This is a genomic window from Streptomyces sp. 8N616 (assembly GCF_052246385.1).
GTDB lineage: Bacteria > Actinomycetota > Actinomycetes > Streptomycetales > Streptomycetaceae > Streptomyces.
Map to the genome: position 1 here is coordinate 54,074 of NZ_JBQQBY010000023.1, position 17,410 is coordinate 71,483.

The 17,410-nt window shown below is 69.5% G+C and carries 18 protein-coding genes; 15 read left to right on the forward strand and 3 right to left on the reverse strand.

The window, feature by feature from the left end; genetic code table 11:
• Window positions 1–12: 12 nt before the first annotated feature.
• Window positions 13–759 carry a type 1 glutamine amidotransferase domain-containing protein gene (locus tag ACTWQC_RS21610; RefSeq protein WP_443317412.1) on the reverse strand — a complete coding sequence of 249 codons (747 nt, stop codon included), beginning with the start codon at window positions 757–759 and terminating at the stop codon, window positions 13–15.
• Between the two features lie 282 nt (window positions 760–1,041).
• On the opposite strand from ACTWQC_RS21610, the gene gvpO reads away from it, so the two are divergent.
• The 11 genes from gvpO to ACTWQC_RS21665 all read left to right on the forward strand — a co-directional run bounded on the left by gvpO (window position 1,042) and on the right by ACTWQC_RS21665 (window position 6,512).
• Window positions 1,042–1,344, forward strand: a complete 303-nt coding sequence (gene gvpO / locus ACTWQC_RS21615) for a gas vesicle protein GvpO (protein WP_443317413.1) — start codon at window positions 1,042–1,044, stop codon at window positions 1,342–1,344.
• A gap of 39 nt (window positions 1,345–1,383) precedes the next feature.
• Window positions 1,384–1,818: a gas vesicle structural protein GvpA gene (locus tag ACTWQC_RS21620; protein ID WP_443317414.1), complete on the forward strand. Its 435-nt coding sequence runs from the start codon at window positions 1,384–1,386 to the stop codon at window positions 1,816–1,818.
• Window positions 1,815–2,561, forward strand: coding sequence for a GvpL/GvpF family gas vesicle protein (locus ACTWQC_RS21625; RefSeq protein WP_443317415.1), 747 nt, complete (start codon window positions 1,815–1,817; stop codon window positions 2,559–2,561). Before ACTWQC_RS21620 ends, ACTWQC_RS21625 begins: the two co-directional genes overlap by 4 nt.
• On the forward strand, window positions 2,561–2,833 hold the full coding sequence (locus tag ACTWQC_RS21630; protein WP_443317416.1) for a gas vesicle protein GvpG: 273 nt from the start codon (window positions 2,561–2,563) through the stop codon (window positions 2,831–2,833). The genes ACTWQC_RS21625 and ACTWQC_RS21630 overlap by 1 nt, the downstream gene beginning before the upstream one ends.
• Complete coding sequence (locus ACTWQC_RS21635; protein ID WP_443317417.1) at window positions 2,830–3,159, forward strand: gas vesicle protein; 330 nt, start codon at window positions 2,830–2,832, stop codon at window positions 3,157–3,159. The genes ACTWQC_RS21630 and ACTWQC_RS21635 overlap by 4 nt, the downstream gene beginning before the upstream one ends.
• Window positions 3,156–4,055 (forward strand): GvpL/GvpF family gas vesicle protein, encoded by a 900-nt coding sequence (locus ACTWQC_RS21640; protein ID WP_443317418.1) that lies wholly within the window; start codon window positions 3,156–3,158, stop codon window positions 4,053–4,055. The genes ACTWQC_RS21635 and ACTWQC_RS21640 overlap by 4 nt, the downstream gene beginning before the upstream one ends.
• Window positions 4,052–4,267 (forward strand): gas vesicle protein, encoded by a 216-nt coding sequence (locus ACTWQC_RS21645; RefSeq protein WP_443317419.1) that lies wholly within the window; start codon window positions 4,052–4,054, stop codon window positions 4,265–4,267. Before ACTWQC_RS21640 ends, ACTWQC_RS21645 begins: the two co-directional genes overlap by 4 nt.
• 8 nt (window positions 4,268–4,275) lie before the next feature.
• The gene (locus ACTWQC_RS21650; protein ID WP_443317420.1) at window positions 4,276–4,560 is read left to right on the forward strand and encodes a gas vesicle protein K; all 285 of its coding nucleotides are present in this window, start codon (window positions 4,276–4,278) and stop codon (window positions 4,558–4,560) included.
• A 178-nt stretch (window positions 4,561–4,738) separates the two neighbouring features.
• A complete protein-coding gene (locus tag ACTWQC_RS21655) occupies window positions 4,739–5,782 on the forward strand; it encodes a YihY/virulence factor BrkB family protein (RefSeq protein ID WP_443317421.1) in 1,044 nt (347 codons plus the stop codon).
• A gap of 96 nt (window positions 5,783–5,878) precedes the next feature.
• Window positions 5,879–6,049: a hydrophobic protein gene (locus tag ACTWQC_RS21660; protein WP_443317422.1), complete on the forward strand. Its 171-nt coding sequence runs from the start codon at window positions 5,879–5,881 to the stop codon at window positions 6,047–6,049.
• Between the two features lie 346 nt (window positions 6,050–6,395).
• Window positions 6,396–6,512: an LPFR motif small protein gene (locus ACTWQC_RS21665; RefSeq protein ID WP_443317423.1), complete on the forward strand. Its 117-nt coding sequence runs from the start codon at window positions 6,396–6,398 to the stop codon at window positions 6,510–6,512.
• Between the two features lie 53 nt (window positions 6,513–6,565).
• Here the strand turns inward: ACTWQC_RS21665 and ACTWQC_RS21670 are convergent, their stop codons facing one another.
• Together ACTWQC_RS21670 and acs are read right to left on the reverse strand one after the other, a co-directional pair.
• On the reverse strand, window positions 6,566–7,387 hold the full coding sequence (locus ACTWQC_RS21670) for a SigB/SigF/SigG family RNA polymerase sigma factor (protein WP_443317424.1): 822 nt from the start codon (window positions 7,385–7,387) through the stop codon (window positions 6,566–6,568).
• Window positions 7,388–7,623: 236 nt separating this feature from the next.
• Window positions 7,624–9,741, reverse strand: coding sequence for an acetate--CoA ligase (gene acs / locus ACTWQC_RS21675; protein WP_443317425.1), 2,118 nt, complete (start codon window positions 9,739–9,741; stop codon window positions 7,624–7,626).
• Window positions 9,742–10,457: 716 nt separating this feature from the next.
• Between acs and nhaA the strand changes: the two genes are divergently transcribed.
• From nhaA to ACTWQC_RS21695, 4 genes are all read left to right on the forward strand, one after another.
• The gene (gene nhaA / locus ACTWQC_RS21680; protein WP_443317426.1) at window positions 10,458–12,344 is read left to right on the forward strand and encodes a Na+/H+ antiporter NhaA; all 1,887 of its coding nucleotides are present in this window, start codon (window positions 10,458–10,460) and stop codon (window positions 12,342–12,344) included.
• A gap of 349 nt (window positions 12,345–12,693) precedes the next feature.
• The gene (locus ACTWQC_RS21685) at window positions 12,694–14,709 is read left to right on the forward strand and encodes a M4 family metallopeptidase (protein WP_443317427.1); all 2,016 of its coding nucleotides are present in this window, start codon (window positions 12,694–12,696) and stop codon (window positions 14,707–14,709) included.
• A gap of 402 nt (window positions 14,710–15,111) precedes the next feature.
• Complete coding sequence (locus ACTWQC_RS21690) at window positions 15,112–16,599, forward strand: sensor histidine kinase (RefSeq protein WP_443317428.1); 1,488 nt, start codon at window positions 15,112–15,114, stop codon at window positions 16,597–16,599.
• The gene (locus ACTWQC_RS21695; RefSeq protein WP_443317429.1) at window positions 16,526–17,392 is read left to right on the forward strand and encodes a response regulator; all 867 of its coding nucleotides are present in this window, start codon (window positions 16,526–16,528) and stop codon (window positions 17,390–17,392) included. Before ACTWQC_RS21690 ends, ACTWQC_RS21695 begins: the two co-directional genes overlap by 74 nt.
• Window positions 17,393–17,410 lie beyond the last annotated feature (18 nt).

The following is a 17,410-nucleotide window of genomic DNA, read 5'->3' on the forward strand; positions in this document are numbered from 1 at the left end:
CCCGTGCCTCGCTCAGGATGCGCCGAGGCCGACGAGGAACCGCCGGGCGAAGAGGTAGGCGTCCCCGGGCCAGCGGGCGGAGACGTAGTTCCGGTCTTCGACGACGAAGGCGTGAGTGTCGTCCTCGGCGGTGCCGCGCTTCGTACCGCCCCAGGGGCCTCGCTCGAACCTCTCCGGGACCGCGAGCGCGGCTCGCACCTCGTCTTCGACGTACGCGGGGTAGGTCCGGTAGTAGCGGCCCAGCTTCCAGGCCGTGAGCAAGTAGGCGCTGCGCTCCATGTACTTGGGCAGACAGGTGGTGGTGCGGTCCCACAGGAGGCTACGGCCGGTCTCCGGGTCGCGCGTGCGGGCCAGTACGAGGACGCCGTGGCAGATGGCGCCCACGGGTCGGCCGAGCTTCCAGAACTCGGCTACCTTGTCCCGCAGCGTGGCGGATCCGAGGTACTGGCGCATCCCGGGAGCGTGGCCGCCGGGCAGGATCAGCCCGTCGAACGCGGTCGGCTCGATTGCGTCCCAGGCGATGGTGTCGCGGTACTCACTGCTGCCGGTGAGCTGCCGGTAGAACTCCTTGGGCTCGTCCTCCGCTCCGAGCTTGCCGAAGACCACGCCGGACAGGAGCCGGGGATCGGCGGCCGGTTGGGTGCCTGCCCGCTCGGTGGCGAAGACGACCTGATGGCCGGCACCGGTCAGCACGCGCCAGGGGACCGCCACCTCGGTGACGTCGAAGTCCCGGTCGGGGAGGGGCATCAGTACGCGCATCAGTCTCCTTCTCCCTGGCAGCGGTCCGTGTGCGCGGGGACGTGCGTACGGAATCCTTCCGCGGCACCAGCCCCCGCGCTGCGACGATAGTCGATCAGCGGGTAAGGAGGATGCGTCGCCGAACTCGCGTTCCTCGCGAAGCCGTGACCAATCCCACGTTTGCCTGATGCCCTTTCAAACTCCTTGAAAATTCGGTGAGTAGACACCCGCGGGGTCTTCGTATGTGTGTCGGGAACGGGTTTGCCCCGGCCCTGACGCGGTACCCGCTGTACCGAGGGAGCCATGGCAGACACATCTGACAACTCTGATAACAGCGCGGCGGGCAGCAGTCCCCCGGCGTTGGACGTCCTGCGCAACGCCGGGGCCCAGTTCAGGGAGCTGACCGGCTTGGGCGCGGAGGCCGTCACCCGGTTCGAGCGCAGGGAGGACGGCTGGCTCCTCGAGGTGGAGATCCTCGAGCTGGCCAGGATCCCGGACACGATGAGCCTGATGGCGTCGTACGAGGTCACTACGGACCGGGAGGGGACGATCACCGGCTATCGCCGGGTCCGTCGATACGAGCGCGGCCGGGCTGATCAGCGCTAAGTCCGCCGCGCAACGCATCGATAGAGAGGAAACCCCAAGGTGAGTGTTGTCCCGGCACAAGAGACCCGGGGCTCAGGCGGCACCAGCGGCCTCTACGACGTCCTGGAACTGATCCTCGACCGCGGGCTCGTGATCGACGTGTTCATACGCGTCTCGCTCGTCGGCATCGAGATCCTCAAGGTGGACGTCCGCGTCGTGGTCGCGAGCGTGGACACGTATCTGCGGTTCGCCGAAGCCTGCAACCGGCTCGATCTGGAGGCGGGCCCCAGGAAGGATCCCGGACTGCCCGACCTGGTCGGTGAGATGACCGAGTCCGGTGCGCGCGGCAAGTCCAAGGGAGTCCTGTCCGGCGCAGCGGAGACCATCTCCGACGCCTTCAAGCAGGGCCACTCCCGCAGTGATGAGGGCGAGGAGGAATCCGCGCCGCGCAGGCCCCGGCGCACGACTTCCCGCAAGAAGGAGGAGTCGGAGTGACCACCTATGTCTACGGCATCATGCGCGAGGAACACCCCGAGCCGCCCGAGGGCATGAGCGGCATCGGCGACCCGCCCCACCCGGTCAGGACGCTGCGCGCGGGCGGTCTGGCCGCGATCGTCAGCGACTGTCCGCCGGAGCTGCGGCCCAAGCGGCGCGACCTGCTGGCGCACCAGCATGTGCTGACGGAGTCCGGAGCGGCCGGCCCCGTGCTGCCCCTGCGGTTCGGCAGTCTCTCCTACGACGACGACGCCGTACGGGCCGTGCTCGGCGAGCACGCGAGCCACTACGCGGAACAGCTCGACCGGCTGGACGGCCGTGTCGAGTACAACGTGAAGGCCGTGCACCACGAAGAGACCGTGCTGCAGATGATCATGAACGAGGACCCGCGGGTGCGGGCGCTCAGCGAGGCCAACCAGAGGGCGGGCGGCGGTTCTTACCAGGACCAGCTGCGGCTGGGCGAGCTGGTGGCGAACCGGGTGCGCGAGCGCGAGATACACGACGCCAAAACCGTCCAGGAGGCGCTGGCCCCGCACGCCGAGCAGCAGTGTCCCGGGCCGGAGTCGCCCGCCTGGCTGGTCAACGTCTCCTTCCTGCTGGAGCAGAAGGAGTCGGCTGCCTTCCTCAACGCCGTCGAGGACCTTCGGCAGGCCAACCTCCACCTGAACCTTCAGGCGACCGGGCCGCTCCCCCCGTACAGCTTCGTCACGGAGGCGCCCGCCGCACACCCGGCGGAGTCGTGATGGGACTCATCGGCGAGGTCCTGCTCCTGCCGGTCGCACCGGTACGCGGAGTGGGCTGGGTGCTGAGACAAGTCGTCGCGGAGGCGGAGCGGCAGTACTACGACCCGGCCGCGATCCAGCGCGAGCTCAGCGACCTGGCGGATCAACTGGACAACGGGCTGATCGACGAGGCCGAGTTCGACCGCCGGGAGGACGAGCTGCTGGATCGCCTCGAGATCGCACAGCGGCGGCGTACGGGCACACCTGGGCCGGGGAGGGGACGGCCGGCGTGACGGGAACTCTGCCCGAGCCCTACGGTCCCTCCGGCAGCAGCGCCAATCTCGCGGACATCCTGGAACGGGTGCTCGACAAAGGCGTCGTGGTGGCCGGGGACATACGGATCAACCTGCTGGACATCGAGCTGCTCACGATCAAGCTGCGGCTGATCGTGGCCTCCGTCGAGAGAGCCAAGGAGATGGGCATCGACTGGTGGGAGCACGATCCCGCGCTGTCGTCCGGTGCCCGCCGCCGTGAACTCGCCGCCGAGAACGAGCAGTTGCGCGACCGGATCGCCGCTCTGGAGCTGCGGCAGGCGGGACAGCCGGAGGAGCAGCCATGACCGAGGCGACCGATGCGACCGAGTTGGCCGAGCCGGCCGAGTTGCAGTACGCCTACGCCGTGATCAGGGCCGAGGACTGCCCGCTGCCCGAGGGGCTGCGGGGGGTCGGCGGCGCGCCCGTTCTGGCCGTGCGTGCGTCCGGCTTCGCGGCCGTGGTGAGCCCGGTCTCCGCCGCCGAGTTCGACGAAGTGCCGTTGCGCACGCATCTGGAGGACATGCGCTGGCTGGAGGAGACGGCCCGGAGCCACCAGCGGGTGGTGGACGGGGTCGCGAGAGCGGGCTGTGCGCTGCCGCTGAGGCTCGCCACGGTGTACCGCGGCGAGGAGAGCCTGCGCCGGATGCTGGCTTCGGGCCGGGAGCGCTTCGAGGCCACGTTCGCTCTGCTGGACGGCCGGGACGAGTGGGGCGTGAAGATCTACGCCGATATCGACCCGGCCGCCGGCACGGCCGTTGCCGATCCCGGTGCTGGTGCCGCCGCGAGTACGAGCGGTCGCGTACGCCCTGCCTCGGGGCGCGACTACCTGCGGCAGCGCCAGCGGCACCGGCGGGCCCAGGAAGAGGCATGGCAAGAGGCAGAGGACCGGGCGCGCGAGGCGCACCAGGCGCTGGGGCGGTTCGCCGAACACACGCGGCTGCACCGCCCGCAGGACGCCCGGTTGTCCGGGGCGACCGGGCGGAACATCCTCAACGGCACGTATCTGGTGCGGCGCGAGGAGGCCGACGCGTTCGCCGCACTGGTGGGCGAGCAGGCGGGGCGGGCCGTAGGGCTGAGGATCGAGCTGACCGGGCCATGGGCGCCGTACTCCTTCACCGGCCTGGCCGGCGGATCCGGCAGCGGTAACCGGGCGGAGAGGGCTGAGACGGCGGAGACGGCGGAGACGGAGAGCGCTCGGTGAGCGAAACGCCGCCGGTGAGCGTCGAGCCGCTCGCACAGAGGCAGATCGCCCTGGTGGACCTGCTGGACCGGCTGCTCGCGGGTGGAGTGGTCGTCGCGGGTGACCTCACGCTGCGGATCGCCGACGTCGACCTGGTCCGGATCAATCTGCACGCCCTGATCAGTTCGGTGAACGAGAACGTGCCGTCGCTGTGGGAGCGCGGAGAGGAGTAACGGACCGCATGGAGCGCAGGCACAACCGGCTGGAACTGGACCGGGACACCGTCGAACGGGACCTGATGCGACTGGTGCTGACCTTGATCGAGCTGTTGCGCCAGCTGATGGAGCGGCAGGCGCTGCGCCGAGTGGACCAGGGAGACCTGACGGAGGATCAGGAAGAGCGGATCGGCCTGACGTTGATGCTGCTGTCCGAACGTATGGAGGAGCTCTGCACGCGGTACGGGCTGGCGCATGAGGACCTCAACATCGACCTCGGACCACTCGGTCCCCTGCTGTCCCGGGACTAGGTCTCTTCACCGAACCGCCGCGGCCGCCGCCGGTGGGGGGCGACGGCGGCCGCGTACTCTGCGGCGCCACCGTCCGATGCCGAGAGTCCACGGGCGCCTACCCGGCGTCCACCGCCTCATGTGTGCCGCTCGGCGCACCGGCAGGGTTAGCTGCTGCGCTGGTGGTAACCCTGCGGGCATGGCTCCCATCTGGAAGCGCAGACGCGGCCACGAGGACGCGGAGCCGGCTGTGGGCACTGGCCCGGACCGTCAGGTCGAGGAGGCGGCCCCGCATCAGCCCACCGACCTGCGCGCCCGATCCTGGATGGCGGTGCTGCGCCGCACGCGCAGGGAGTTCATGGAAGACGAGCTGCCCGACCGGGCGGCCGCCCTGACCTATTACAGCGTGCTGTCGATCTTTCCCGCACTGCTGGTGCTCGTCTCCGTCCTCGGTCTCGTGGGCAAGTCCGCGACTGACGAGATTCTGAAGAACATCGAGAAGCTCGCCCCTGGCTCCGCACGCGACATTCTGAGCGACGCGGTGGAACAGCTGCAGCGGAGCAGCAGCACGGGTGGCGTGCTGGCGGCGGTGGGTCTGGTGGGCGCGGTTTGGTCCGCCTCCGGCTATGTCGCGGGCTTCATCCGTACCTCCAATGCGGTGTACGACCTTCCCGAGGGCCGCCCGGGCTGGAAGACCGCACAAGTGCGCCTGGGGCTGACCGTGACGCTGATGGTGCTGCTGGCCGTGAGTGCGGTGATCGTCGTCTTCACGGGTCCACTCGCCAGGGAGGTGGGCACTGCTGTCGGTCTGGGGGACGCGGCGATGACCGCCTGGTCGATCGCCAAGTGGCCGTTCCTGGTGTTGCTGGTGGTGCTGATGATCGCCCTGTTGTACTGGGCCGCGCCCAATGTCCGGGGTCGTGGTTTCCGCTGGATCACCCCCGGCAGTTTCCTCGCCGTGCTGATCTGGCTGGCGGTCTCGGCAGGCTTCGCGCTCTATGTCGCGAACTTCGGCTCCTACAACAAGACCTACGGCACCCTGGCCGGCGTCATCATCTTCCTGGTGTGGCTGTGGCTGACCAATCTTGCGATCTTGCTCGGACTGGAATTCGACGCCGAACTGGCGCGGGAACGTGCCATCGCCGGCGGCCATCCGAAGGAGGAAGAGCCGTACGTGCAACCGCGGGACACCCGCAGGTTTCCGCGTCGCCAGGAGGACGGCGACGACCCAGGCTCGGGATGACGACTTCGGATGCAGGAATGGGGCGCACCGCCTGCGACTATCCGCTGTGATTTGAACTTAGTTGCCGGGGAACCCGGTCGGCGGAGGTTGATAACTATGGTCCCCCTGCTTCTCGTTCTGCTTCTTGCCCTGCTCCTCTTCGGAGCCGGCTTCGCGCTCAAAGCCCTGTGGTGGATCGCCGTGGTCGTGCTGGTCGTTTGGCTGCTGGGCTTCGTCGTCCGGCCCCCCGCCACTGGCGGCCGGAGGGGACGCTGGTACCGCTGGTGAATCCCTCACCAGCGCTCCGAGGACGGAGACCCAAGTCCTGGCGCAGCGCAGTCCGCCTGTGACTGTCTGTATCAGTCACTTGGCACCCCGCGAATGGCACCCCGCGAGAAAGTTCTCGCGGGGTGCCTCTGGACAGCGGCTCAGGATGTCCTCATTTCCCAGGACTTCTTGAGCTCGGACTTGCTCATATTCGAGCGGCCCTCGATGTTCCGGCGCTTGGCTTCGGCGTATAGGAGCGGGTGCGTTCTTTGTCCACTCTCGCTTCCCACGCATTGGCGGGGGTACTCGGGACCCGCATTCCACCCAATTCAGTGGCCATATGCGGCCCAGGATGGAGGAAAGGACAATGCTTCAAGCCATCGCCGACGTGCTGCGCGCCATCGGCAGCACCCTTGCATCGGTCGTCACCCTGCCGTTTCGGGCTCTGGCCCGCTTGTTCGGTGGCGCTTCCCGACGCGCTTGACAGGTCCTCGCCGGCGTCGCCGTCCTCGACGGCGTCGCAGCCACGCGCCCTTTCTATGCCACGTCGGCCATGACCTGCTCGCAGAGCGAGGAGCAGGTCCGGCTGATGAGCCGGGAGACGTGCATCTGGGAGATGCCGAGCTGCTCGGCGATACGGCTCTGCGTCATGTCGCAGAAGAACCGCATGTACAGGATGTGGCGCTCGCGCTCCGGCAGCCGCCTGAGCGCGGGCTTGAGGGATTCGCGGTCGACGGCGCGGTCGTAGCCGGAGTCCTGGTCGCCGAGAAGGTCCACGAGGGCGAAGCCGTCCTCCGAGCCCGGCAGCTCCGCGTCGAGGGACAGCGGGGCGTAGCTGTCGAGGGCCTCCAGGCCGGTACGGACCTCCTGCTCGGTCATGCCCGTGTGTTCGGCGACCTCCTCGACGCCGGGGCGGCGCCCGTCGGCCGTGTGGGACAGCTCGCGGTGAGCAGCGCGTACGCGGTTGCGCAGCTCCTGGGCCCGGCGGGGCACATGCAGGCCCCACAGGTTGTCGCGGAAGTGGCGCTTGACCTCTCCGACCACGGTCGGCACCGCGAAACTCTCGAACGCGGCGCCGCGCTCGGGGTCGTAGCGGTTGACGGCCTTCACCAGGCCGAGAGCGGCCACCTGCTCCAGGTCGTCGAGGGTCTCGCCGCGGTTGCGGAACTGCCGGGCCAGCCGCTCGGCCATGGGGATCCATGCCTCTACGACCTGTTGCTGCAGAGCCTGCTTCTCCGGCCCGTCGGGCAGGTGGGCGAGTTCCTGGAACTCGGCTGAGGTGTCGGGGGCGTCGTCGTGCGGATGCTTCGCAGATGTGCGCTTGGTCTGACTCTTTGCCGGTGCTCGTACGGTCGTCATGGGGGATAGCTCCCTGGACGGCGGTTGGGTCGCCGCAGGAGCACACGGGCCCGGACAGGCCAGGCGCCACGCGAAGAGACGCAGCCGTCGCTCCCGCGGGCGTGCCTTCGGTCCGAAGCACTCTCTTCCGCCTTGCCCGTCAGGCGTGGCCCAAACCCCCGCCCGAACAGCAGTGCCCCAGGCGGCCATCGTCAGCCACAACGGCCGCTCGTATTCGGCCAGTTGGTCGGCGCGGCTCACCCGGTCTCGCCGAACGCCCGGATCTCCTCGGCTTCTTGGGCGGTGAGATCGCGCGGGACCTCGTCGCGGGCGAGTTTCTCGCTCTGGACGTGGTGCCGGATGGCGTCGACGACCTCCGGGTTGGCCAGCGTGGACACGTCGCCGACGTCGGCGAAGTTGGAGATCCCCGCGATGACCCGGCGCATGATCTTGCCGGAGCGGGTCTTGGGCATGTCGGGGACGATCCAGACGTGCCGGGGCCGGGCGATCCTGCCGATCTCGCGGTCGATCGCCTCGGCGACTTTGTCCTCGATCTCCCTGCCGGGGGAAAGGCCCGGTTTGAGGGCGACGTACATCTCGACGATGCGGCCCCGCATCTCGTCGACGACCGGGACGGCGGCGGCCTCGGCGACGCCGTCGACGGTCAGGCTCGCCGATTCGAGTTCCTTGGTGCCCAGCCGGTGCCCGGCCACGTTGATCACGTCGTCGACCCGGCCGAGGATGCGGTAGTACCCGTCGGCGGCCTGAACGGCTCCGTCGCCCGCGAAGTACGGCCAGTCCCGCCAGTCCTTGCTGCCGCGGTCGCGGCAGTACTTCTCGTAGTAGATCTGCACGAACCGCTCGGGCTGGCCCCAGATCGTCTGGAAGATCCCGGGCCAGGGGTTGCGGATGCAGATGTTGCCGGCCCGGCCGCTGCCGGCCGCGACCGTGCTGCCGTCCTCGTCGTAGATCACCGGATAGATGCCGAGCACGCCGGGGCCGCAGCTGCCCGGCTTCATCGGTTGCAGCGCAGGCAGCGTGCTGCCGAGGAAGCCGCCGTTCTCGGTCTGCCACCAGGTGTCCACGACGACCGCCTCACCCTTGCCGGCCACGTCGTGGTACCAGCGCCACACATCGGGCTCGATCGGCTCGCCGACGGTCGTCATGTGCTTGAGGTGGTAGTCGTACGCGGACGGCTCTTCCGGGCCGAGCTTGCGCAGCATCCGGATCGTGGTGGGCGCGGTGTGGAAGATGTTCACGCCGAGCCGTTCGGCGATCCGCCACACCCGGCCGGCGTCCGGATGGACGGGCGAGCCCTCGTACATCACGCTCGTGGTCCCCAGCGCGAGCGGACCGTACACGATGTACGAGTGCCCGGTGATCCATCCGATGTCGGCGCAGCACCAGTAGGTGTCCTCGGGGTGGATGTCCTGGTAGTACTTCGACGTCCCGGCCACGTAGGACAGGTAGCCGCCGGTGGAGTGCTGGCAGCCCTTGGGCCGGCCCGTCGTTCCGCTGGTGTACATCAGGAACAGCGGGGCCTCGGCGGGCATGGAGACCGGCTCGAGGACGTGTCCGCGGTAGCGGGGGAGGAGTTCGTCCACGAAGAAGTCCCGGCCCTCGACCATCGGGGACCCCGACGCGTACTGGCCGGGGTGGCGCCGCCACACCAGCACCTTGTCGACCTCAAGGCCCTGCTCGCGGGCGGTGGCCACCGCTTCGTCGGCCTTGGCCTTGTGGTCGATCAGGTCGCCGGCGCGGAAGTAGCCGTCCATGGTCACCAGGATGCGACTGCCCGAGTCGGCCACGCGGCCGCCGCAGGCCGCCCCGCTGAATCCGCCGAACACCTCGGAGTGGATCACTCCCAGCCGGGCGCAGGCGAGCATGGCCACCGGCAGCTCGGGCACCATCGGCAGATGGAAGGTGACCCGGTCACCGGCCCGGACGCCGCAGAAGTCGCGCAGCAGGGCGGCGAACTCATTGACCCGCCGGTACAGCTCCTGGTACGTGATCGCCTCGGTGGCCTCGTCCTCCGGCTCGGGCACCCATATCAGCGCCGCCTTGTTCGGGCTCGCCGCCAGGTGCCGGTCGACGCAGTTGTAGCAGGCGTTGAGCCGGCCGCCGACGAACCACTTCCAGAACGGCGGGTTGCCGGTGTCCAGCACCGTGTGCCAGTAGGCATCCCACGTCAGGAGCTCGGCGTACTCGGTGAAGCAGTCCGGGAAACGCTCCTCGGCGAACCTCTCGAAGATGGCCGGGTCGCCCGCGTTCGCCTGGGCGATGAACTTCGCCGGCGGCTGGACGTACTCCTCTTCGCGCCAGTGGACCGCGATCTGAGCCTCGGAGACCGGTGCCTGGTGTTGTTCTGTGGTCATCGCTGGACCTCCCGGCCGGCCGCGGTCAGCTCTCCTCGAGCAGGCCCGCGCACACGCCGAATTCGTACAGTTCCGCGGAAGCCGCCGACTGCCTGCTGAACGCCGGTGCGTCGCCCCGCGTCAGCGAGTCCCAGCACAGGGTGTTCCCAGAACTGGGAGATCCTTTTCATCGTATCGCCGACCGGGGTCCGCACACGTCTCCTGGGTGCCCGTCGACGATGTCGGCCCGGCGGCCGACACGGTGCGCGCCGAGGCCCAGTCCAAGGGCGCTGCGGTGTTCAGCCGGCTCGAGGGAGCCTGGTCCGGAAACGATCGCATCTGCGTGATCACGACCGACGGAGGCCCCCCTCCCGTCAGGGCCAGGTCTTCGAACTCGACCCGGCCACCGACGAGTTCCAGGTGCTGTTCGCCTCGCCCGGCTCCGATGTCCTCAACTCACCGACCATCGGTGTTCGAATCCACGACCGGCAACTGGCTGTTCGTGAACATCGAGAGCCCCGGCATCACCTTCGCGATCACCGGCCCCTGGCGCCAGTGCCCGCTCTGACGGATTGGGTGCCGCCTCTGGTGCGCCTCCGCCAATGCACCGCGCGGCCACGCGCCCACGGGCCGACGGGCCCACATGCCGACGCGCCCACGGGCGCAGGCTCCGGACCGCCCGGAGCGACGAGGTCGTCGGCCGCGCAGAGGCGCCGGTCAGCAGGGAGAATTGCGGGGTGACACAACCATCGGCGACTCCGCGTTTCTCCGGCCAGACCGTGTGCGGCGACCGCATGCGGACCCCCTTGCGCGATTTCCTGAGGACGGAGACCGGCAGTGCGGCCGTGCTGCTGGCCGCGGCGATCACCGCGCTCACCTGGGCCAATCTCGGCCCGTCGGCGTACGAGTCCTTCTGGCAGACGCATCTTTCCGTCCGTATCGGGACCGCAGGCGTGTCGCTGGAGCTGCGCGAGTGGGTCAACAGCGGGCTGATGACGCTGTTCTTCTTCGTCCTCGGTCTCGAGGCGCGCCGCGAGTTCGACATGGGCGAGCTGCGCGAACGGCGGCGGGTCGCGCTGCCGCTGCTCGCCGGCCTCAGCGGGATGATCGTTCCGGTCGCCATCTATCTCGCCGTCAACGCGGGCCAGTCGTCGGTGCACGGCTGGGGAGCCGCGATGTCCACGGACACTGCGTTCGCCCTCGGCATTCTGGCGCTGCTGGGGTCCCGATTCCCCGAGGGGCTGCGCGCCTTCATCCTCACCGTCACCGTCGTCGACGACTTCGTCGCTCTGGGCGTCATCGCGATCGCCTACAGCGACCGCATCGACCTGCAGGCACTCCTGATCGGCCTCGGGATCTTCGGCGTGATCCTGCTCATCCGGGCAGGCGGGGTGCGCCGGGGACCGGTGTACGCGGTGCTCGGGGTGGCCGCGTGGCTGGCCTTCCTGGAGTGCGGAGTCGATCCCATCGTCGTCGGCCTTGCGATGGGGCTGCTGACCTACGCGTACCCAGCGGCTCGCAGCGATCTCGAACGCGCAAGCGGCCTGTTCCGGTTGTTCCGCGAGCAGCCGACACCGGAGCTCGAGCGTTCCGTGCGCGCCGGGCTCGCCTCCGCGATCTCCCCGAACGAGCGGCTGCAGCGGATGTACCACCCGTGGACCAGCTACGTCATCGTTCCGCTGTTCGCCCTGGCCAACGCGGGGATCGCCTTGAGCGGCGACCAGCTGGCAGGGGCCTTCGGCTCGCCGGTCACGCTGGGCATCCTGTTCGCCTTCCTGGTGGGGAAGCCGATCGGCATCCTGGGCGTCTCGTGGCTGACCACCCGGTTGAGCCGGGGCAGGCTGCGGCCGCAGGTCGGCTGGGGCGCGATTGCGGCCGGCGGCACGATGGCCGGTGCGGGCTTCACCGTGTCGCTGCTGATCGCGACCCTCGCCTTCGACGGCGACCGGCTCGAGGAGGCGAAGATCGGCATCCTCAGCGCGGTGGTCTGCGCCTTCGCCGCCACCTGGGCGGTCACCCTGGTGATCAGGGCACTCCCCAAGCCCGTGCGGGTGCGTTCGCTGCTCGGCACGGCCGAGACCATCGTCGACCTGGAGGCACCGGTCGACCCCGACCGCGACCACGTACGCGGCCCCCTCGATGCGCCGGTCACGCTGGTCGAGTACGGAGACTTCGAGTGCCCCTACTGCGGCCAGGCTGAGCCCGTCGTCCGCGATCTGCTCGCAGACTTCGGGGACCTTCGCTACGTCTGGCGGCACCTGCCGCTGAACGATGTCCATCCGAACGCTCAGCTGGCGGCCGAGGCGTCGGAGGCCGCCGCCGCCCGGGGCGCCTTCTGGGAGATGCACGACCTGCTGCTCGGCCATCAGGGTGCCCTGCGGATCCCCGACCTGGTGCGCTACGCCGAGGAGATCGGCCTGGACACCGAGCGTTTCCGCGAAGATCTGCTGGCGCGCGTCGGTGCCGCCCGGGTGGCGGAAGACGTCGAATCCGCCGACCTCAGCGGCGTGTCGGGGACGCCGACGTTCTTCATCAACGGCCGGCGGCATCAAGGCGCTTACGACATCGCCGGCCTCTCCGCGGCCGTCCGCGCGGCTCGGGAACGTACGGCGCTGGTGCCATAAGACATCCCTCGCTCCGGTGGGGGCAGGCCGCCGGGGCACGGCGCCGCCCTCACAGCGAGCATCATCGCCCAGGCGCGCCTCCGTTGCCGCCACCGACGCTTTAGTTGTCCGGAGGCTCCTCCCCCAGGCCGATGCCTGAGACGTTCGTCGGTCCTTGAATTCCTCTCACCTCACCCGGTACGGGCGGCCATCGGGTTCCCCTGGCGGCTGACCGCCGCGCCGATGGCCGCCACCGGTCTGAGCGCTCGAGCGCCCCCAGTGCCGGGCTCCATTACCCCAAGGATGCAAAGGACTTCTCATGACAAGACGACGACGTGCTCCCCTTCACAGGAGGCCCACGCCTCTCATCGTGGCCATAGGACTGGTGGTCTCCCTCGCCACCGTCATCACGGTCAATGCGTCCGCCGATCCGCCGGATCCACGGGCGTCGGACTTACGCGTACTGGCCTACGAGGCGCTCAAGAGCGATCCCGCCCAGACGCATTACGCGCGCGGCCAGACATTCCGTACGCGGTCCATCGAGCAGGACGACAACGGCGACCGGCACATCCGGATGGACCGGTACTACCGGGGCCTGCCGGTCATCGGCGGCGACCTCGTTCTGCACATGAGCAAGGGTGGCGGGCTGAAGAGCACCAGCCAGACGCTCACGGAGGCGCCCGACCTCGGTACCGATCCCGCGCTCTCCGTCGAGGAGGCGTGGAAGCGGGCTTTCAGGCACACGCCCGTGCGGGAACGAGCGCAGGGCGGGGCGGTCACGAAGCCCCAGGCGGCAGCCGGCCCGGGAAAGGACGCCGCCCGTGCCGCGCGTGCCGGTTCCCGGCTCGTCGTGTGGGCGGGGAAGAAGAAGCCCCGGCTCGCCTACGAGAACGTCATCCGGGGAGTCCGCGCCGACGGCACTCCCGCCCAGGTGCACACGTACGTCGAGGCGGAGAACGGGAAGGTTCTGGGAACCCGGGATCGGTATCTGCACGAGCAGGGGACGGGCAACACCCTGTACAGCGGGCAGGTGGAGCTGGAGACAACCCCCGGCGAGCAGGGCGGGTTCGAGCTCAGGGACGACTCGCGCGGCGGGCTGACCACCCTGGACGCGAAGAACGGGTGCGTTCAGGGGGATCCGCTGTGCGAGACCGGTGCGGGCGGCGGGTCCGGTAGCGATCAGAGCCAGGGCCCGAACAACGCATTCGAGGAAGGGGAGTTCTTCGAGGAAGAGGAGTTCTTCGAGGAGGAAGAGTTCTTCGAGGAGGAAGAGTTCTTCGAGGAGGAAGCGGTCTTCTTCGGCCTCGGTCCCCTGCCGGCAGTGCGGGGGAAGGCATCCAAGTCATACTGCCTCGAGGGAGTTCCGGTCTGCTACGGATCGGGACAGCAGGTCAGGCAGTTCGAGGGCGCTCCGCCTCCGGGTGAGGGCGATGGCCAGGTTCCGCCTCCGGGTGAGGGGGACGACGGTGGTGAGGGCTCCCCGCCTCCGGGCGGAGGCGATGACCAGGGCGGTGGCGACGCCGACAATCCGCTGGGCATCCCTGGAGCCACCTCCATCGTCAGCGAGGACAACTCCTTCGGGACCGGAGACGCATCCGATCGCGACACCGTCGCAGCCGACATTCACTACGGAGCCTCCCAGGCATCGGACTACTTCCAGGAGAAGTTCGGCCGCAACGGCTTCGGTGGTGACGGGCGAGGCCCGACCGTGTACGCGCACTACGGCGACGGTGTCACCAATGCGTTCGCCGACCCGGTGACCTTCAGCGCGGTCTTCGGCGACGGGGACGGCCAGAACGTCCAGCCGCTCACCGAACTCGACGTCGTCGCCCACGAGATGGCCCACCTGGTGACGCTGTCGAACAACGCCCTGTCCGGACCGGGCGAGGCCACGGCGCTCAACGAGTCCACGAGCGACATCTTCGGCGCCATGGCGGAGTTCTTCACCAACAACCCGGAGGACCCGCCGGACTTCGTACTTGGTGAGGGCCTGGAAGGAGACTCCCAGGAAAAGCTGTTGACGCGCTTCATGGACCAACCCTCCAAGGACGGAAGGTCGCCCGACTGCTTCTCATCCGACGTCGGCCAGCTCGAGCCGCACGACGCCGGCGGCGTGTCCAACCACTTCTTCTTCCTGCTGGCCAACGGCAGCGGTGAGTCGGAGTTCGGCAACAGCCCGACGTGCGACAACTCCCAGGTGAAGGGCATCGGAAGGGACGCCGCCGAGCAGATCTGGTTCCGCGCCGTGACGACGTACTTCACCTCGGACACCGGCTTCCAGAACGCCCGGAAGGGCAGTCTGCAGGCTGCTGCCGACCTGTTCGGCCAGAACAGCTCCGAGGCCCAGACCGTCGCCAAGGCGTGGGACGCGGTGAACGTGAAGTAGCGGGCCGAATGGGGCTGATGGTCCCATGGCGCCATCCGGCCGGGGGTACCGTCGATCGGGTCGACGGTACCCCCGGCTCCTCCGCACCTGCCCGGCACCGGCGGATCGCGAGTGGGTCCGGGGCGCAGGTCCGGGCGGCGCGCTCAGCACGGCGGGCTCAGCCTCGTGCGCTCAGCACGTACGCGCTCGGCGCGCCCAGCCTGTACGGGCCCGGCCCTCGGGTCCGGCGTGACAGCAGGTCGGCAGGGAGGCGGCAGGGAGGACGGACGGCCCATGGCAATCGGCATCAGGCACATCCGGGCGTCCGTGGCGCGAGCGGAACCGCAGTTCACGAGGCCACCGGCGCGGCGGTCCAGGCACCGGCGGCAGCGAGGCCCGGGACGGCCCACGATCAGCCGGGACATGGCGATCGACGCCGGGATCGCGCTGGCCGCGACCGTTTACAGCCTTCTCGAGTCGCTGGTGTTTCTCCCGCTCTGGCTCACGGTCTACGGGGAACCCGGGGTGGCACCCTCCGGCTCCCTCCTCGTGGCGGTCACCGCCGCGGAGATCACGGCCGCCCTCTCCGTCCTCATCCGCCGCCGGCTGCCCCTGGTCCTGGCCGCGACCTCCCTCACCGATCTGTGGCTGGGAGGCTCGGGCATCACCTATCCGCTGGCGATCTACACCCTGGTCGTACGCGGTCGGACCCGCTGGGCGGTGGCGGCCGGCCTGGCCGGGGCGACCGTGCCTCTCGTGGACTTCCTGCTGATCACCGGCGAACCACCTCCCGTACCGCTGTTCGTGAAGGACGCGGCGCTGAACTACCTGCTCCCCGTGCTCATCGCTCCGGCCCTGGTGGCCACGGCGGTCCGTACGCACCGCGCGCTCATTCACAGCCTCCGGCGCAGGGCCGAACAGCTCCAGCGGGAGCGGGAACTCGCCACGCGGAACGCCCGGTTGGAGGAGCGCGCGCGGATCGCCCGGGACATTCACGACGTGGTCGCCCACTATGTAGGGCTCATGGTCATCCAGTCAGGAGCCCTGGAAGTCCGTGCCGCGCGCGACTCCGACGCGCACCAGAGCGCCCGGCTCCTGGGCGACTTGGGGCGGCGTGCCATGGGAGAGCTCCGGGACCTGCTGAACGTGCTGCGCTACGAGGACGGGGAGGAGCACGGGGAGGGGGAGCGGTACGGGCACGGGCAGCGGTACGGGGACGGGCAGGGCGGGGGAGCGGGCAGGACAACGGCCGCTTCGGAAGCCACCGGCGCGGAAGCGTGGCGGAAAGACGTCGACGCTCTGGTGAACGAAGTCGGGCGCGCGGGCGTATTAGCCACGTGGCAGGTCAGCGGAGAGCCCCAGAAAGCCGGCGCGGCGGCGCTGCGGGCCGCCTACCGCGTGATCCAGGAGGGGATCGCGAACGCGGTACGGCACGCGCCCGGCGCCGAGGTCCGTGTGTCGGTCGCGGCGTCCGCGCAGAGCCTGGAGATCAGCGTCCGCAACGGGCGGCCCACCGAGCCATTGTCCGGCACGGGCGGTCCTACGGCCGGGCCGGCGACCACAGGTGGCGGGCATGGCCTCATCGGGATACGCGAGCGGGTGTCCCTGCTGGGAGGGGCCGTACGAGCGTATGCGACGCCGCAGGGCGGCTTCAGCCTGACCGCCCGTATTCCGGCCACGCCGGCAACGTCGGCTGGGCCGACCGCCGAGTCCGCCACCGCTCTCGCCGCCACCGCCGGCACCGGTGCGCCCGGCAGCTCGTGGAGTGCTGCGAAGTCCGGCGCGGCGGAGTCCAATGTTGCGGAGTTCCCAGGTCCCATTCCTCCCGGAGAGCCCGGTGATCCGGGTTCTGCTGGTGGACGACGAGCTGCTGGTGCGTCAGGGCATCCGTCTGGTGCTGGAATCGGATGACGAGATCGCCGTCGTCGCCGAGGCCACCGACGGCGCGCAGGCCCTCGACATCGCTCGCCGGCACCACCCGGACCTCGCCATCGTCGACATCCGCATGCCCGGGACGGACGGGTTGGCCGCAGCCCGTGAACTGGTGCTCCTCCCGCAGCCGCCGCGTGTGATCATGCTGACCTCCTACGCTCTGGACGAGTACCTCTTCGCCGCCCTTGAAGCCGGCGCCGACGGCTTCCTGGTCAAGGACGTCTCGCCGCACGACCTGCTGAGCGCCGTCAAAGTCGTCGTGGGCGGCGACGCGATCATCTCCCCGTCGATGACCCGCTCGCTGATCCAGCGTTTCACCCTCCCCGCCGCCCGGCAGGTCTCCGGCTCCGAGGACCGTTTGCGTGCCCTCCCCGAGGAGCAGCGCACCATCCTCGCCCTGCTCGCCCAGGGCCGCTCCAACGCCGAGATAGCCGCATGCCGTGGCCTGACCGAATCCCAGGTCAAGACCCAGGTCAGCCGGATCCTGCGGCTGCTCCGCCTCAGCAACCGCGTCCAGGCGGCGATCCTCGCCTACTCCGCGGGCCTGTCGCACCAGCCGTCGGCGGCTCAGGTACCCCAGGCACCCCAGGCTCAGGCACCTCAGGCTCAGGCACCTCAGGCTCAGGCACCTCAGGCTCAGGCACCTCAGGCTCAGGCACCTCAGGCTCAGGCACCTCAGGCCCAGGCACCTCAGGCTGAGACACAGGCACCTCACACACCTCCAGCCCGCCCCGGACGAGGTGTAGCGCGACCTCGGTCCCTCGGCCGCTGACCGTCCGCGGCACCGCGC

What these genes read in the sequence shown, in the direction of transcription:
- ACTWQC_RS21610 (WP_443317412.1), bottom strand. Translation starts at nt 759, where the DNA reads ATGCGCGTACTGATGCCCCTCCCCGACCGGGACTTCGACGTCACCGAG.
- gvpO (WP_443317413.1), top strand. Translation starts at nt 1,042, where the DNA reads ATGGCAGACACATCTGACAACTCTGATAACAGCGCGGCGGGCAGCAGT.
- ACTWQC_RS21630 (WP_443317416.1), top strand. Translation starts at nt 2,561, where the DNA reads ATGGGACTCATCGGCGAGGTCCTGCTCCTGCCGGTCGCACCGGTACGC.
- ACTWQC_RS21640 (WP_443317418.1), top strand. Translation starts at nt 3,156, where the DNA reads ATGACCGAGGCGACCGATGCGACCGAGTTGGCCGAGCCGGCCGAGTTG.
- ACTWQC_RS21650 (WP_443317420.1), top strand. Translation starts at nt 4,276, where the DNA reads ATGGAGCGCAGGCACAACCGGCTGGAACTGGACCGGGACACCGTCGAA.
- ACTWQC_RS21655 (WP_443317421.1), top strand. Translation starts at nt 4,739, where the DNA reads ATGGCTCCCATCTGGAAGCGCAGACGCGGCCACGAGGACGCGGAGCCG.
- ACTWQC_RS21660 (WP_443317422.1), top strand. Translation starts at nt 5,879, where the DNA reads ATGGTCCCCCTGCTTCTCGTTCTGCTTCTTGCCCTGCTCCTCTTCGGA.
- ACTWQC_RS21665 (WP_443317423.1), top strand. Translation starts at nt 6,396, where the DNA reads ATGCTTCAAGCCATCGCCGACGTGCTGCGCGCCATCGGCAGCACCCTT.
- ACTWQC_RS21670 (WP_443317424.1), bottom strand. Translation starts at nt 7,387, where the DNA reads ATGACGACCGTACGAGCACCGGCAAAGAGTCAGACCAAGCGCACATCT.
- acs (WP_443317425.1), bottom strand. Translation starts at nt 9,741, where the DNA reads ATGACCACAGAACAACACCAGGCACCGGTCTCCGAGGCTCAGATCGCG.
- ACTWQC_RS21690 (WP_443317428.1), top strand. Translation starts at nt 15,112, where the DNA reads ATGGCGATCGACGCCGGGATCGCGCTGGCCGCGACCGTTTACAGCCTT.